The sequence below is a fragment of the Methyloversatilis thermotolerans genome, assembly GCF_000372885.1.
Lineage (GTDB): Bacteria > Pseudomonadota > Gammaproteobacteria > Burkholderiales > Rhodocyclaceae > Methyloversatilis > Methyloversatilis thermotolerans.
Genome location: NZ_KB889967.1, coordinates 2,807,497 through 2,823,169 on the forward strand (window position 1 = coordinate 2,807,497; position 15,673 = coordinate 2,823,169).

Here is a 15,673-nt window from a genome sequence, read left to right on the forward strand (position 1 = left end):
TTAGGGCGTGTTCCGTTCAGCGCTGCCCACCGCGGTTGCGCGGCGTAAACAACGCGGCAGCCGGGCGGCGTGGCTGATCCGCCGCCTTCGGCACAGCCCCTCCCGACGATTCGGTTCTCATATCCGGCTGAATCCGCGTCCGGCCATCGCCGCCCTGACGCGGATTCGCATTGGAGCGACGCGGCTGGGCGGCTCGCTCACCGGAGGAACGCGCGCCTGCGCTGGCGGCCGGACGCACCGGTGCCTGCCCGCCTGTCACGCGCGCATCGTTGCGCCCTCGCGATTCCTGGCGCGGTCGTGCCGGCGGCCGCGGCGCACGTTCCGCTTCGTCTGCGGCGGCGGTAACCGGCACGAATCCTTGCGCGGAAAGTCGCGGTATGGTCTGGCGAGTCAGCTTCTCGATTGCGGTCAGCAGCTTGGCTTCTTCACGATCAACCAGAGACACTGCGGCGCCGCTGGCGCCCGCACGTCCGGTTCGTCCGATCCGATGGACATAGTCCTCCGCCACATTGGGCAGCTCGAAGTTCACCACGTGCGGCAACTGATCGATATCCAGACCGCGCGCTGCGATGTCGGTGGCAACCAGTACGCGCAGCGCATTGGACTTGAAATCGGCCAGCGCACGCGTACGCGCATTCTGGCTCTTGTTCCCGTGGATGGCGGCGGCCGATATTCCTTGCTTCTCAAGTTGTTCGGCAAGTCGGTTCGCGCCGTGCTTGGTTCGCGTGAACACCAGCACCTGGGACCAGTTTCCGGCCGAAATCAGGTGCGCAAGCAGATGTCGCTTCTGCTTCTGATCCACCAGATACACGCCTTGGTCAACGCGTTCCGCGGTGGTGTTGCGTGGCGCGACTTCGACCTCGGCGGGGTCCTTCAGCAGTCCGTGCGCCAAGGTGCGAATCTCGGCGGAGAAGGTGGCCGAGAACAGCAAGGTCTGCCGCTTCGCGGGCAGCGCGGCAATCACCTTCCGGATGTCGCGAATGAAGCCCATGTCGAGCATGCGATCGGCTTCGTCAAGAACAAAGATTTCTATCCCCGACAGATCCAGCGTCTTCTCACCCGCATGATCCAGCAGGCGGCCGGGTGTCGCGACCAGAATGTCGATGCGTTGCTTCAAGGCCTGCAACTGGGGATTCATGCCGACACCACCGAACATGACCATGGAGCGGAGCGAGGTGTGCGCCCCGTACGTCCGGACCGATTCCTCGACCTGGGCCGCCAGTTCACGTGTCGGCGTCAGGACCAGAACCCGAGGGCGTCCTGGCTGGACCTTTACCGGACGCTGCAGCAGCGAATGCAGGATGGGCAACGTGAAGCCGGCGGTCTTGCCGGTTCCGGTCTGGGCGGCTGCGAGCAGATCGCGGCCCTCCATGACCAGTGGAATGGCCTTCTGCTGGATCGGGGTGGGATGCGAGTAACCTTGTTCGGAAACGGCGCGCAGCAAAGGCTCGGCAAGGCCGAGCCCGGAAAATTCAACTTCAGTGTTCAAACAGTTCTCCAGCGACAGCCCGTCGCTCAAGCTGAGAGACACCAATACAGGCAGGCAAGTGAGGATTTCCGGAAGGGGAGTTCGACTCCCTCTTGTCAGGCAGACAAGGGAATGCGTCTATTGGCAAAACGCTGAGGGATTCTAGCGTGTTTGTGTGTCACGCGCTGTCCCGCGTGCGAGCAGATGGTCGATGGCGCACGCAGCGAGCGCGAATCCGAAGGTACCGGTTACGCAGACGCTTGATCCATAACCTGCGCAGTTGAGGCCTTGCGGCGCCTGACCGTCGCTGGTGCTGCAGCTGCCCTCCTGGGGGCGGCGCATCGGCTCGGTGGAATAGACCGCGCGGATTCCGAAACGGTCCTTGCGCGCGAGCGACATCCGTCCGTTGCGACGCAGAAGAGAGCGCACGCGCGCGAGCAGTGCGTCGCCCTGCGTGGCCCCCAGGTCTGAGTGACGGACACAGGTCGGATCGGAACGCCCGCCCGCTGCGCCGGCCATGAACAGCGGGAGCTGCAGTAGGTGGCAGTGCTCGGCCATTGCGACCTTGGCCGAGGTCTGGTCGGTGCAGTCGAGCACCGCATCCGGCCTGCATGCGAGCAAACCGGCCGCATTGTCAGGCGTCATAAAATCCTCTATGCGCTGGATGGCGCACTCTGGATTGATCGAGGCCAGTCGCTCGCCCAGCGCATCGACCTTGGCCATGCCCATCGTACTCGGCAGTGCCTGCAGCTGCCGATTGATATTGGATTCGGCAACATTGTCCAGATCCACCAGAATGATCTGCCCGATACCGTGTCGGACCAGCGCCTCCGCCGCCCACGAACCTACGCCGCCGATGCCTGCGATGAGTAGGGTTGATTTTCTGATTATTTGGTGGGATCCGTTGCCGTGGAGTCGTTCGATTGCGGAGAAGGCGCGAGGGGGTGTGTTTTGCTGTGAGGGTGTTTGGAGGGGCATGGAAGCTGAGGGGCGAGGGATCGGTTCAGTTTGTTTAGTTTATTCGCCTAGTGTTGGTGAGGGGGGCGGCTGCAGGGGGGGGCGTGATCGGGATGCGCACTGGGGATGCACAAATGCAAACGCCCGATCACGGGAGGGTGATCGGGCGTTTAGAGGGGTAGCCTGGCGCTGACCTACTTTCGCGAGCGGATTGCTCACTATCATTGGCGCGGCTGCGTTTCACGGTCCTGTTCGGGATGGGAAGGGGTGGTTCCACAGCGCTATGGGCACCAGGCTGAAGCTTTTCATGGTCGCGCGCGGTGCGGTTGCGCGCCCATGTGGAAGAAGTAAAGGTGGGGTGATTGCGGTGCGCGAGGCACTTGGGTCACCGGTGCGATGCAAGGTTTTGCTGAGCACACGGTTATAGGGTCAAGCCGCACGGGCAATTAGTACTGGTTAGCTTAATGCATTACTGCACTTCCACACCCAGCCTATCAACGTGGTGGTCTTCCACGACCCTTCAGGGGGATCGAGTCCCCGGGAAGTCTTATCTTGAGGCGAGTTTCGCGCTTAGATGCTTTCAGCGCTTATCTCTTCCATACTTAGCTACCCGGCGATGCCACTGGCGTGACAACCGGTACACCAGAGGTATGTCCACTCCGGTCCTCTCGTACTAGGAGCAGGCCCCCTCAAACTTCCAGCGCCCACGGCAGATAGGGACCAAACTGTCTCACGACGTTTTAAACCCAGCTCACGTACCACTTTAAATGGCGAACAGCCATACCCTTGGGACCGGCTACAGCCCCAGGATGTGATGAGCCGACATCGAGGTGCCAAACTCCGCCGTCGATGTGAACTCTTGGGCGGAATCAGCCTGTTATCCCCAGAGTACCTTTTGTCCGTTGAGCGATGGCCCTTCCATACAGAACCACCGGATCACTATGTCCTGCTTTCGCACCTGCTCGACGTGTCAGTCTCGCAGTCAAGCTCGCTTTTGCCATTGCACTTTAGGTACGATGTCCGACCGTACCAAGCGAACCTTCGAACTCCTCCGTTACCTTTTAGGAGGAGACCGCCCCAGTCAAACTGCCCACCATGCACGGTCCCCGACCCGGATTCACGGGCCTAGGTTAGAACCTCAACGACACCAGGGTGGTATTTCAAGGATGGCTCCTCGTGATCTGGCGACCACGTCTCACAGCCTCCCACCTATCCTACACAAGTCCCGTCAAAGTCCAATGCAAAGCTACAGTAAAGGTTCATGGGGTCTTTCCGTCTAGCCGCGGGGAGATTGCATCTTCACAAACATTTCAACTTCGCTGAGTCCCAGGAGGAGACAGTGTGGCCATCGTTACGCCATTCGTGCAGGTCGGAACTTACCCGACAAGGAATTTCGCTACCTTAGGACCGTTATAGTTACGGCCGCCGTTTACCGGGGCTTCGATCAAGAGCTTGCACCCCATCACTTAACCTTCCGGCACCGGGCAGGCGTCACACCCTATACGTCCACTTTCGTGTTTGCAGAGTGCTGTGTTTTTATTAAACAGTCGCAGCCACCGATTCTCTGCGACCCCTTTGGGCTCCATCCGCGAGGGATTTCACCTACTTGGGGCATACCTTCTCCCGAAGTTACGGTATCAATTTGCCGAGTTCCTTCTCCTGGGTTCTCTCAAGCGCCTGAGAATTTTCATCCTGCCCACCTGTGTCGGTTTGCGGTACGGTCAATCCATGACTGAAGCTTAGAGGCTTTTCCTGGAAGCGTGGTATCTAGCACTTCAGAGCACGTGGCTCCTCGTCATCACATCTCGGCTAAGCCGCGCGGATTTGCCTACGCAGCACGCCTACCTGCTTAAACCGGGACGTCCAACACCCGGCTGCTATAACCTTCTCCGTCCCCCCATCGCATCATGGATTGGTACAGGAATATTGACCTGTTTCCCATCGACTACGCCTTTCGGCCTCGCCTTAGGAGCCGACTCACCCTACGCCGATGAACGTTGCGTAGGAAACCTTGGGCTTTCGGCGAGCGGGCCTTTCACCCGCTTTATCGCTACTCATGTCAGCATTCGCACTTCTGATATCTCCAGCATCCGTTACCAGACACCTTCGCAGACTTACAGAACGCTCCCCTACCATCTCTTTCGAGATCCGCAGCTTCGGCTCGTGGCTTGAGCCCCGTTACATCTTCCGCGCAGGACGACTCGACCAGTGAGCTATTACGCTTTCTTTAAAGGATGGCTGCTTCTAAGCCAACCTCCTGGCTGTCTATGCCTTCCCACCTCGTTTTCCACTTAGCCACGCATTGGGGGCCTTAGCTGGCGGTCTGGGTTGTTTCCCTCTTGACGATGGACGTTAGCACCCACCGTCTGTCTCCCATGCTCGCACTTCTCGGTATTCGGAGTTTGCTATGGCGGGGTAGATCGCAATGACCCCCCCAACCATTACAGTGCTCTACCCCCGAGAGTGATACATGAGGCACTACCTAAATAGTTTTCGGGGAGAACCAGCTATTTCCAGATTTGTTTAGCCTTTCACCCCTATCCACAGCTCATCCCCTAGTTTTTCAACACTAGTGGGTTCGGACCTCCAGTACCTGTTACGGCACCTTCATCCTGGCCATGGATAGATCATCTGGTTTCGGGTCTACGCCCAGCAACTGAATCGCCCTATTCAGACTCGCTTTCGCTACGCCTCCCCTATTCGGTTAAGCTCGCTACTGAACGTAAGTCGCTGACCCATTATACAAAAGGTACGCAGTCACCCCTTGCGAGGCTCCCACTGTTTGTATGCATGCGGTTTCAGGATCTATTTCACTCCCCTCCCGGGGTTCTTTTCGCCTTTCCCTCACGGTACTGGTTCACTATCGGTCGATCACGAGTATTTAGCCTTGGAGGATGGTCCCCCCATCTTCAAACAGGATTTCACGTGTCCCGCCCTACTTGTCGCACGCTCAGACCCGCCATCTACTTTTCGCATACGGGGCTATCACCCTGTATCGCCGGACTTTCCAGACCGTTCTGCTAAGTAAATGGTTTAGTCGTGCAGGCTACTCCCAGTTCGCTCGCCACTACTTTGGGAATCTCGGTTGATTTCTGTTCCTCGAGCTACTTAGATGTTTCAGTTCGCTCGGTTCGCCTCCTCTGGCCTATGTATTCAGCCAGGGATGACCCTTACGGGCCGGGTTTCCCCATTCGGACATCTGCGGATCAAAGCTTCATTGCCAGCTCCCCGCAGCTTTTCGCAGGCTTGCACGTCCTTCATCGCCTGTGATCGCCAAGGCATCCACCACATGCACTTATTCACTTGACCCTATAACGCTGTGCTCGACTTGCGTCTTGCACTTCACTACAGGTTCTTCTCAAGCGCTCGCGCTATCCATCCCACCGCTGGTTCAAAGAGGTGGGACGATGCAATCACTACCCATGGATGCCAGCGCGGTTGAACGCTGACATCCCTTTACTTCTTCCAAATTTTTAAAGATCAATCTTCCACACCCTTGCGGGTGAGGTCTGGGCAGTATCTCTACATCCCACGCCTCACACTCAACAGTGCGCAACAAGAACAAACCGCATCCGACAGATCATGGTGGAGGATGACGGGATCGAACCGACGACCCCCTGCTTGCAAAGCAGGTGCTCTCCCAGCTGAGCTAATCCCCCATGACTACACAGACTTCATGCAGGCAATCTGGTGGGTCTGGTTGGGTTCGAACCAACGACCCCCGCCTTATCAAGACGGTGCTCTAACCAGCTGAGCTACAGACCCGGTCTTTCCAGGGTCGGGTGCTCACTGCGAACCTGCTCCCATTCCGGAAGCACGCCCGAGCTCCTTGCCCTTGTTGCTTTAACAGCCGATAGGTTGTGGCCACGACGACGTCGCTGACTCTAGAAAGGAGGTGATCCAGCCGCACCTTCCGATACGGCTACCTTGTTACGACTTCACCCCAGTCATGAATCTCACCGTGGCGACCGCCCCCCTTACGGTTAGGCTAGCCTCTTCTGGTGAAACCCACTCCCATGGTGTGACGGGCGGTGTGTACAAGACCCGGGAACGTATTCACCGCGGCATGCTGATCCGCGATTACTAGCGATTCCGACTTCACGCAGTCGAGTTGCAGACTGCGATCCGGACTACGATCGGCTTTCTGGGATTGGCTCCACCTCGCGGCTTGGCAACCCTCTGTACCGACCATTGTATGACGTGTGAAGCCCTACCCATAAGGGCCATGAGGACTTGACGTCATCCCCACCTTCCTCCGGTTTGTCACCGGCAGTCTCATTAGAGTGCTCTTGCGTAGCAACTAATGACAAGGGTTGCGCTCGTTGCGGGACTTAACCCAACATCTCACGACACGAGCTGACGACAGCCATGCAGCACCTGTGTTACGGCTCTCTTTCGAGCACCCCCACCTCTCAGCAGGGTTCCGTACATGTCAAGGGTAGGTAAGGTTTTTCGCGTTGCATCGAATTAATCCACATCATCCACCGCTTGTGCGGGTCCCCGTCAATTCCTTTGAGTTTTAATCTTGCGACCGTACTCCCCAGGCGGTCGACTTCACGCGTTAGCTGCGTTACTCAATGAGTCTCCTCACCGAACAACTAGTCGACATCGTTTAGGGCGTGGACTACCAGGGTATCTAATCCTGTTTGCTCCCCACGCTTTCGTGCATGAGCGTCAGTACTGGCCCAGGAGGCTGCCTTCGCCATCGGTGTTCCTCCACATCTCTACGCATTTCACTGCTACACGTGGAATTCCACCTCCCTCTGCCGTACTCTAGCCGTGCAGTCACAAGCGCAGTTCCCAGGTTAAGCCCGGGGATTTCACACCTGTCTTACACAACCGCCTGCGCACGCTTTACGCCCAGTAATTCCGATTAACGCTCGCACCCTACGTATTACCGCGGCTGCTGGCACGTAGTTAGCCGGTGCTTCTTCTTCAGGTACCGTCATTAACGGGCTATGTTAGAGCCCGCCGTTTCGTTCCTGCCGAAAGAGCTTTACAACCCGAAGGCCTTCTTCACTCACGCGGAATGGCTGGATCAGGGTTGCCCCCATTGTCCAAAATTCCCCACTGCTGCCTCCCGTAGGAGTCTGGGCCGTGTCTCAGTCCCAGTGTGGCTGATCATCCTCTCAGACCAGCTACAGATCGTTGCCTTGGTAGGCCTTTACCCCACCAACTAGCTAATCTGACATCGGCCGCTCCAATCGCGCGAGGTCTTGCGATCCCCCGCTTTCTCCCTCAGGACGTATGCGGTATTAGCACTTCTTTCGAAGTGTTATCCCCCACGACTGGGTACGTTCCGATGTATTACTCACCCGTTCGCCGCTCGCCGCCAGTCCGAAGACCGCGCTGCCGCTCGACTTGCATGTGTAAAGCATTCCGCCAGCGTTCAATCTGAGCCAGGATCAAACTCTTCAGTTCAATTCCCAAAACTCAATCAGAATTCACAGGTATATAAGCTTTCGCTTAAAACCTCTGATTCGTATGAGCACTTCAATTTAGTTGTCATGGCCACAACCACCACCCCAGGTTCCCCTGGAACGACAGCTGCTCGCCGTTACAACATCGCCGTGCCCACACCTATCGGCTGTTTGTTTTGTTAAAGAGCGTTCGCTGCTGAGCAACGAGAGGTGCGCATTCTACGGAGAATTTCGAGAGCGTCAACACCTTCCCGAAAGATTTTTGAAGTTTTTTTCCATCGGTTCTTTTCACGCCGCCCACGCATACCCCGGAGGAATAATTTAGAGTCAGCGCGACAAGGACTTACATGCTTCACCTACCGCACCACCAACCTGCAGAATTTTCTCTTTCCCACCTGTGCAACGACACTCGTTCCAGCCGCCAGCAGAAGATTCCGCTCGGACACCTTCTCGCCATCCAGCCGCACGCCACCCTGATCGATCATCCGCAGCGCTTCCGAGCTTGTCGCCGTCAAGCCGCTCGACTTCAGAGCCTGGGCAATCGGCAGGCCAGCGCCATGCGTTTCCAGTACATGCTCGGCCAGATCCTCCGGTATACCGCCTTGCCGGAAACGCGACTCGAAGTCGGCAAGCGCGGCGGCCGCAGCACCTGCGCCATGGAAACGTCCCACGAGTTCCTGTGCAAGCAGGACCTTGACGTCACGCGGATTCCGCCCCTCGGCGACCTCCGTCCGCAAGCGATCGATCTCTTCGCCTGTCTTGAACGACAGTAGGTCGTAGTAGCGCCACATCAGTTCGTCGGAAACCGACATCACCTTGCCGAAAATCTCGCCGGGCGGCTCGGAGACGCCAATGTAGTTGCCGAGCGATTTCGACATCTTGTTGACGCCGTCCAGTCCTTCGAGCAGCGGCATCATCAACACAACCTGTTGCGACTGGCCGTATTGCTTCTGCAACTCGCGGCCCATCAGCAGGTTGAACTTCTGGTCGGTGCCACCCAATTCGACATCCGCCTTGAGCGCCACGGAATCGTATCCCTGGCACAGCGGGTAAAGGAACTCGTGGATGGCAATCGGTTGGTTCGCCGCATAGCGTTTAGCAAAATCGTCCCGTTCGAGCATGCGAGCAACGGTGTGGCGCGAGGCCAACCGGATCATGCCTTCTGCGCCCAGTTCGCCCATCCAGGCCGAGTTGAAAACCACCTCCATCCGAGCGGGGTCGAGTATCTTGCTCACCTGTTCCTTGTATGTCTCAGCGTTCTGCAGAACCTGCTCCCGCGACAAAGGCGGGCGTGTCACATTCTTTCCGGTAGGGTCCCCGATGGCGCCGGTGAAGTCGCCGATCAAGAAGAGGATCTGATGGCCAAGATCCTGGAAGTGGCGCATCTTGTTCAGCAGCACGGTATGCCCAAGGTGGAGATCCGGTGCGGTAGGATCGAATCCCGCCTTGATGCGCAACGGACGCCCGCTCTTGAGCTTCTCGAGCAAATCCGCCTCCGGGAGCAGTTCGTCCACCCCTCTCTTTATCAACGCCAACGCCTTGTCCACATCAACCATGACTCGATCCTGTAAGTTCGGGCGCAGTCCGTCTGCACGCCCTTTCCGGCAAAGCGTTCGATGTTATCGCATGCACAGGGCGAGCGCGGAGGGCACTCGATGAGCGCGCTCTACATCGGTTTGATGTCCGGTACGAGCCTGGACGGCGTCGATGCGGTACTCGCAGAGATCGATGAGCCGGGATGCCGTGCGCTCGCGCATGTCCACGCAGAGCTTCCGGCCCGATTACGCGCCACTTTGCTGGCGCTCAGCGAAGCCGAAGACGATGGCGTCGATGCAGTTCATCGGACGGCACTTGCACTCACCGGGATTTACGCCGACACCGTTCGAGCGTTACTGCGGAAAGCAGATGTGGTAGCCGGCCGGATCGCTGCCATCGGATGCCACGGTCAAACGATTCGCCATCGACCGGAGCTTGGCTATTCCGTCCAGCTCAACGCACCGGCTCGACTGGCCGAGCTGACGGGAATCTGCGTAATCGCGGACTTCCGTTCGCGCGATATAGCGGCGGGTGGTAAGGGCGCCCCCCTTGTCCCGGCCTTTCACGCGGCGCAGTTCTCACATGCATCGCGTTCACGCGTCGTGCTCAATATCGGGGGCATGAGCAACGTCACCCTGCTGGATCCGGGCGCCACGACGCGTGGTTTCGACTGTGGCCCAGGCAATGTATTGATGGACGGCTGGATACATGCACGGCGAGGCCGGCCTTATGACTCCAATGGCGACTGGGCGCGATCCGGGACCGCGAACAAGGCCCTTCTCGCACGCATGCTTGGCCACGCATTCTTCAGGCTCGATCCACCCAAAAGCTGTGGCCGCGAGGAGTTCAATCTCCGGTGGCTGAACGAACTCGAGGTTGAAGCACTTCGCGCTGAGGATGTGCAGGCAACGCTGCTGGAGCTGACCGCGCGATCAGTGGCGGACGCAGTTGACAGAACGGGATTCAACGGCGACGAGTGGCTGGTGTGCGGAGGCGGGGCATTCAACGGCTACCTGCTCGAGCGCCTGACCAGGCTCGTCGAACGCCCGGTCTTGTCAACTGCCGAATATGGAATCCCCCCCGACCAGGTGGAGGCTCTCGCATTTGCCTGGCTTGCTCACCAGACCTTGAATGGTCGCCCGGCCAACCTGCCCGCGGTCACCGGGGCGAGAGGCGCACGCGTGATCGGTGCAATATGGCCCGCATGAATGGCCCGCATGAGTCACCGATCGCCAGCAACGGGGCAACACAACGCGCCCCGACTGCTCGAACGGATTTCAGACGGAGAAGGACGAGCCGCACCCGCAGGTCGATGTCGCGTTCGGATTCTTGATGACGAACTGCGCGCCTTCCAGACCCTCGGTATAGTCGATTTCGGCACCGACCAGATACTGATAGCTCATCGGGTCAATCAGCAGGAGCACCCCATTCTTTTCCAGCGTGGTGTCGTCGTCATTGGTGACTTCGTCGAATGTAAAGCCATACTGGAAGCCCGAACAGCCGCCGCCCGATACGAACACCCTCAGCTTCAGATCGGGATTGCCCTCTTCGAGTATCAGCTCCTTCACCTTGTTGGCGGCGCTGTCGGTGAAATTCAACGGCAGCGGCATGTCGGTGACTGCATTCATGATTTGACTCCTCGTGTTGCTGTCGGTCAGCTGCCGCTGGCCAACTTGAGTTCCACGGCGCGATGCGCCGATTCCTGATGCTCCAGGCGACCCTTCACGATGGCGCCCAAGTGCACTTCCAGCCTGTTGTAGACCACATCCCCTGAGATTCGTGCCTGAGGCTGCAGTTCGAGAAACTCGGTCGACACGATGGGACCGGCCACGGTCCCGTTGATCATCGCATGGGTCACACTGACAGCACCCTCGATCCTTGCGTGTTCGCTGAGCACCAGCGTACTGGATTCACTGTCCTCGGCGCGCACATTCCCGATCACCTCGCCATCAATGCGCAGCCCCCCACGGAAGTGTATGTCCCCGCTGATGCGGGTACCCGCACCGATCAGGCTGTCTATCCTCTTGCTGGGCTTTTCAGCCTTCTTTCCAAACATCCGGATACCTCCTTTGTCGGGAGAAAGTGCGTCAGAGCGAAGCGGAAGCCTTTGCGCGGATCTGTCCGTCCTGAAGAAACCGGACCTCGATCGAAACAAGCCGTGAATCCGCCGGCAGCTGAAAAACCCCCTCAACCCGCTGGAAATGCTTGAAGGCAATCCTTGAGGCAGCAGGATTCCCTTCTGCTGGATACTGGATGGTAGCACCCTGACCGTTTCGGTCAATGGTGGCCAGCAACTGGTAGGACCCCTTGGTCTCGGCCTCGACCCGCCCGCCCTGACGCAGGATAAGCATGCGGTAGCGGAAACGACCGGGGACCGAATCCGGCTCGACCGCAAACCGGTTGATCTTGAAGCCGGGCTGTATTCCGGCATACGCGCCGCCCGCGAGACTTTCGAACACCAGGACGTCCTCCCGCAGTCGCGCGTTCTCGGCCTCGAGGGTGCGTATCCGTGCTGCAAGCTGCTCCTGCGACGCCTTCTCGATCTGCAGGGCACTGTGCGCGGCATCGACCTGCTGCCGGGCGAGACCCAGCTCGGCATCCTTCGCGGTCAGCTCGGCCCGCACCTGCGCAAGTTCCGCCTTGAAGACCTCCAGCCCTACGCCCGTCCAACCGCGGCCGGATTCATAGATCGCGAGCGCCGCCAGCACAGCCACAACGAGCACGAGCACGGCCGCAGGCAGCTTCAGCCACCATGGAACCCGCTGCCGAATCGAGACAGATTGAGCCGCGAGGCCGTGGCGCAGCCGCCAGCGGCGCGCCTTCAGGGCAATACCGGAACGAGTTCTAGCCCACACGATTCAGGGATGTTGAACATCAGGTTCATATTCTGGACAGCCTGTCCGGCGGCGCCCTTCACCAGATTGTCGATCACCGACAGCACCACCACCGTATCGCCGCCCTGGGGTCGGTGCACGGCGATGCGACAGATGTTCGAAGCACGGACGGAACGCGTTTCGGGATGACTTCCAGTCGGCAGGACATCGACGAAACGCTCTCCTGCATAGCGGTTCTCGAACAGCGCCTGCAGATCGCATTCGCGGGTCAGCCGGGCGTACAAGGTCGCATGAATGCCGCGGATCAAAGGCGTCAGATGCGGGACAAAAGTGAGCCCGACAGCACATCCGGCAGCGGCCGACAGGCCTTGCCGTATTTCGGGCAGATGACGATGCCCTGGCGTACCATACGCCTTGAAATTGTCGCCGGCCTCCGCGAACAGCGTGTGCACCTCCGCCTTGCGCCCCGCCCCCGACACGCCCGACTTGGCATCGGCGATCAGACTGCCGACGTCGACGACCCCCGCCTCGACGAGCGGAATGAAGCCCAGCTGTACAGCAGTCGGATAGCAACCCGGATTGGCGACCAGCCGGGCAGCACGGATCTTGTCACGGTTGACTTCAGGCAGTCCGTACACCGCCACATCGAGCAGATCAGGAGACGAATGCGGCATGCCGTACCACTCGGCCCAGACGTCCGGATCCTTCAATCGGAAATCCGCAGCAAGGTCGATGACGCGTATTCCGGAGTCAATCAGCCGAGCAGCCTGCTGCATGGCGACGCCGTTAGGTGTAGCGAAGAACACGACATCACACTTGCCCAGATCCGCTTCGGAGGGATCGGAAAACGCCAGACTGACCACACCGCGCAAGCTGGGAAACATGTCCGAAACCGGACGGCCCGCATCTCCCCGCGAGGTGATGACCGACAACTCGACCTCGGGATGACGGGCGAGGAGTCTGAGCAACTCGACCCCCGTGTATCCCGTCCCGCCAACGATACCGACCTTGATGACCACTCCGACGCTCCCGACGAATCACCCTCCAGCAAAAGCGCTGGACAGCAGAAAATTGAGCATGATGCCAGAAATGAAAAAGGCCGCCCGAAGGCGGCCTTTTCGACGCAACGAGCAGCGCTCAGCGCTTCGAGAACTGCTTGCGACGACGCGCCTTGTGGAAACCGACTTTCTTGCGCTCCACTTCGCGCGCATCCCGCGTCACGAATCCGGCTTTGCTCAGCACCGGCTTCAGATTCGCGTCGTAATCGATCAGAGCACGGGTGATGCCGTGACGCACGGCGCCGGCCTGACCCGACTCGCCACCGCCCGTCACGTTGACGAGAATGTCGAATGTGCTGACATGCTCGGTCAGTTCGAGAGGCTGGCGAACGACCATGCGACCGGTCTCGCGCGAGAAAAACTCATCGACCGGCTTGTCATTGACCACGAAAGCGCCCTTGCCAGGACGGAGGAAGACGCGGGCGACGGCGGTCTTGCGACGGCCGGTGCCGTAGTAATAATCAACTTTGAATGCCATGACCGTTCCGTCCTCAGATGTCCAGAGCCTTCGGCTGCTGTGCGGCGTGCGGATGTTCACCGCCGGCATAGCATTTCAGCTTCTTGATCATCGCGTAACCGAGCGGACCCTTGGGCAGCATGCCCTTGACGGCCTTCTCAAGCACGCGCGCCGGGAAGCGCTGCTGCAGCTTGGTGAAGTTGGTTTCGTAGATACCACCGGGGTAACCCGAGTGGCGGTAGTACTTCTTGTCCTGGGCCTTGTCGCCGGTCACGCGGATCTTGTCGACGTTGACAACCACGATGTAGTCACCGGTGTCCACGTGCGGCGTGAATACGGGTTTGTGCTTGCCGCGCAGGCGACGGGCGATCTCACTGGCGAGGCGCCCGAGTACCTTGTCAGAGGCATCGACAACGTACCAGTCGCGCACGACTTCATGCGGCTTGGCTGAAAAGGTTTTCATCTCGAACGTCCTGTGTTCTGGGCGAGATCGCCCAAAAGCCCGCGAATTTAGCGTGCGTGCCAGATCATGTCAACTGATGCGGGCGGGAACAAAAAAAGCGCGACTCAGATGAGTCGCGCTGAATCCACACCAATGGAGGAGGGTGGAGGAGACACTTGCGGCAGAAAGTCCAGACAGAACTCTGCAAAACCTGTCTGAATTATTGACAACGCAAGGCGCAAAAGCAAGGATTATTTTGCATCGCACCATCACGGCAACCAGGCGCTTTTCACCGCAGGAACACTGCCCGTCATCCTCGACACTTTTTAATTTCCGGAGAACGATGGACCGATCTTGCGCCGCACCACGCCCCACTCACCGCAGAAGTGCTCGCCGGACAGTAGAATCTGCGTCCTCGACAAGGAGCTGAAGATGGAATGCGTGGTGAAGTGGGTTGATCACATGAGTTTCGTGGCGGAAACCGGATCCGGACACATGCTCACGATGGATGGCGCGCCCGAGGCCGGGGGCCGTAACCTCGCTGCGCGGCCGATGGAACTGGTTCTCGCGGGCACCGGCGGATGCACCGCATTCGACGTGATGCTCATCCTGAAGAAGGGCCGCCACGACGTCAGCGGCTGCGAAGTCACGCTGAGGGCCGACCGCGCGGAGCATGACCCCAAGGTCTTCACCCGCATCGGCTTCCACTTCCGGATCACGGGTCGCAATCTGAAGCCGGAAGCGGTGGAACGCGCCATCCACCTGTCGGCCGAGAAGTACTGCTCGGCGTCCATCATGCTCGGCAAGACCGCGACGATAGAACACACCTGGGAAATCGCCGAAGCCTGAGCGCAACCGATATCAGACGTAATAGGCGAGACCGGTCATCACTTTCGAAGCGGCCTTCATCGCCAGTCGCGCCGGAGCGGGCAGTTCCGCAGCGCCCAGGCGTTGCGCCGTCAACGCGTGCTCGCGTTCGTCCTGACGCATCTGTTCAAGGATGCGCCAGGACTTCTGATCACCCGCAGGCAGACGGTCGAGATGGCTCTGCAGATGTGCCTCGACCTGCTTCTCCGTCTCGGACAGAAATCCGAGATTCCACTTGTCGCCGATCAGGCCCGCAGTCACCCCGATGGCCAGCGCACCGCCATACCACAAGGGATTGAGCAGACTGGGACGAGCGCCCAGCTCCTGCATGCGCGATGCGGTCCAGGACAGGTGCTCCACCTCTTCGTGCGCCGCCTGCTTCAGGGCATTTCGCACCCCCGGATCGCGACAGGTCAGAGCCTGCCCCTGGTAAAGCGCCTGCGCGCAGATCTCTCCCACATGATTGATGCGCATGAGGGCGCCGACACGACGACGCTGCGCCTCATCCATATCCACGTCCGGCAAGTCCCCTCCGGGCAGGGGGCGAAGGGTACGCGCTGGCGCAGCAAGCGTCCGCAGGATGCGATCCAATTCCGAAATGATGGCGTCAAGCATGCCCCCCCCCCTTGATCTG

12 protein-coding genes, 2 tRNA genes and 3 rRNA genes are annotated in these 15,673 nt (G+C 59.2%); 2 read left to right on the forward strand and 15 right to left on the reverse strand.

What is annotated here, in order from left to right; translation table 11 throughout:
- Window positions 1-16: 16 nt before the first annotated feature.
- The 8 genes from A3Q7_RS0112575 to tyrS all read right to left on the reverse strand — a co-directional run bounded on the left by A3Q7_RS0112575 (window position 17) and on the right by tyrS (window position 9,401).
- Window positions 17-1,489: a DEAD/DEAH box helicase gene (locus A3Q7_RS0112575; RefSeq protein WP_040570960.1), complete on the reverse strand. Its 1,473-nt coding sequence runs from the start codon at window positions 1,487-1,489 to the stop codon at window positions 17-19.
- A gap of 141 nt (window positions 1,490-1,630) precedes the next feature.
- Window positions 1,631-2,446, reverse strand: a complete 816-nt coding sequence (locus A3Q7_RS0112580; RefSeq protein WP_026224780.1) for a tRNA threonylcarbamoyladenosine dehydratase — start codon at window positions 2,444-2,446, stop codon at window positions 1,631-1,633.
- 160 nt (window positions 2,447-2,606) lie between these two features.
- Window positions 2,607-2,720, reverse strand: a 5S ribosomal RNA gene (gene rrf / locus A3Q7_RS0112585).
- A gap of 130 nt (window positions 2,721-2,850) precedes the next feature.
- A 23S ribosomal RNA gene (locus A3Q7_RS0112590) occupies window positions 2,851-5,734 on the reverse strand.
- Between the two features lie 274 nt (window positions 5,735-6,008).
- A tRNA-Ala gene (locus A3Q7_RS0112595) sits at window positions 6,009-6,084 on the reverse strand.
- Between the two features lie 29 nt (window positions 6,085-6,113).
- Window positions 6,114-6,190: transfer RNA gene (locus A3Q7_RS0112600), tRNA-Ile, on the reverse strand.
- A 123-nt stretch (window positions 6,191-6,313) separates the two neighbouring features.
- Window positions 6,314-7,846, reverse strand: a 16S ribosomal RNA gene (locus tag A3Q7_RS0112605).
- Together the 16S, 23S and 5S rRNA genes with 2 tRNA genes alongside form the textbook arrangement of a ribosomal RNA operon.
- Before the next feature lie 355 nt (window positions 7,847-8,201).
- Complete coding sequence (tyrS, locus tag A3Q7_RS0112610; protein WP_026224781.1) at window positions 8,202-9,401, reverse strand: tyrosine--tRNA ligase; 1,200 nt, start codon at window positions 9,399-9,401, stop codon at window positions 8,202-8,204.
- A gap of 99 nt (window positions 9,402-9,500) precedes the next feature.
- On the opposite strand from tyrS, the gene A3Q7_RS0112615 reads away from it, so the two are divergent.
- Window positions 9,501-10,589, forward strand: a complete 1,089-nt coding sequence (locus A3Q7_RS0112615) for an anhydro-N-acetylmuramic acid kinase (protein ID WP_018412250.1) — start codon at window positions 9,501-9,503, stop codon at window positions 10,587-10,589.
- Between the two features lie 69 nt (window positions 10,590-10,658).
- Here the strand turns inward: A3Q7_RS0112615 and erpA are convergent, their stop codons facing one another.
- The 6 genes from erpA to rplM all read right to left on the reverse strand — a co-directional run bounded on the left by erpA (window position 10,659) and on the right by rplM (window position 14,193).
- Window positions 10,659-11,009, reverse strand: a complete 351-nt coding sequence (gene erpA, locus A3Q7_RS0112620; RefSeq protein WP_018412251.1) for an iron-sulfur cluster insertion protein ErpA — start codon at window positions 11,007-11,009, stop codon at window positions 10,659-10,661.
- A 26-nt stretch (window positions 11,010-11,035) separates the two neighbouring features.
- Entirely contained in the window at window positions 11,036-11,437 is a 402-nt protein-coding gene (locus A3Q7_RS0112625) for a bactofilin family protein (RefSeq protein ID WP_018412252.1), read from the reverse strand.
- Between the two features lie 31 nt (window positions 11,438-11,468).
- Window positions 11,469-12,110 (reverse strand): DUF6776 family protein, encoded by a 642-nt coding sequence (locus tag A3Q7_RS0112630; protein WP_018412253.1) that lies wholly within the window; start codon window positions 12,108-12,110, stop codon window positions 11,469-11,471.
- A gap of 92 nt (window positions 12,111-12,202) precedes the next feature.
- On the reverse strand, window positions 12,203-13,234 hold the full coding sequence (argC, locus tag A3Q7_RS0112635; protein WP_026224783.1) for an N-acetyl-gamma-glutamyl-phosphate reductase: 1,032 nt from the start codon (window positions 13,232-13,234) through the stop codon (window positions 12,203-12,205).
- Window positions 13,235-13,352: 118 nt separating this feature from the next.
- The gene (rpsI, locus tag A3Q7_RS0112640) at window positions 13,353-13,751 is read right to left on the reverse strand and encodes a 30S ribosomal protein S9 (protein ID WP_018412255.1); all 399 of its coding nucleotides are present in this window, start codon (window positions 13,749-13,751) and stop codon (window positions 13,353-13,355) included.
- A 13-nt stretch (window positions 13,752-13,764) separates the two neighbouring features.
- The gene (rplM, locus tag A3Q7_RS0112645; RefSeq protein WP_018412256.1) at window positions 13,765-14,193 is read right to left on the reverse strand and encodes a 50S ribosomal protein L13; all 429 of its coding nucleotides are present in this window, start codon (window positions 14,191-14,193) and stop codon (window positions 13,765-13,767) included.
- Window positions 14,194-14,604: 411 nt separating this feature from the next.
- Here rplM and A3Q7_RS0112650 point away from each other — a divergent pair, with 411 nt between their 5' ends.
- Window positions 14,605-15,021 (forward strand): OsmC family protein, encoded by a 417-nt coding sequence (locus tag A3Q7_RS0112650; RefSeq protein ID WP_018412257.1) that lies wholly within the window; start codon window positions 14,605-14,607, stop codon window positions 15,019-15,021.
- A 12-nt stretch (window positions 15,022-15,033) separates the two neighbouring features.
- Here A3Q7_RS0112650 and coq7 read toward each other — a convergent pair whose 3' ends face one another.
- Window positions 15,034-15,654 (reverse strand): 2-polyprenyl-3-methyl-6-methoxy-1,4-benzoquinone monooxygenase, encoded by a 621-nt coding sequence (gene coq7, locus A3Q7_RS0112655; protein WP_026224784.1) that lies wholly within the window; start codon window positions 15,652-15,654, stop codon window positions 15,034-15,036.
- Window positions 15,655-15,673: the final 19 nt, after the last annotated feature.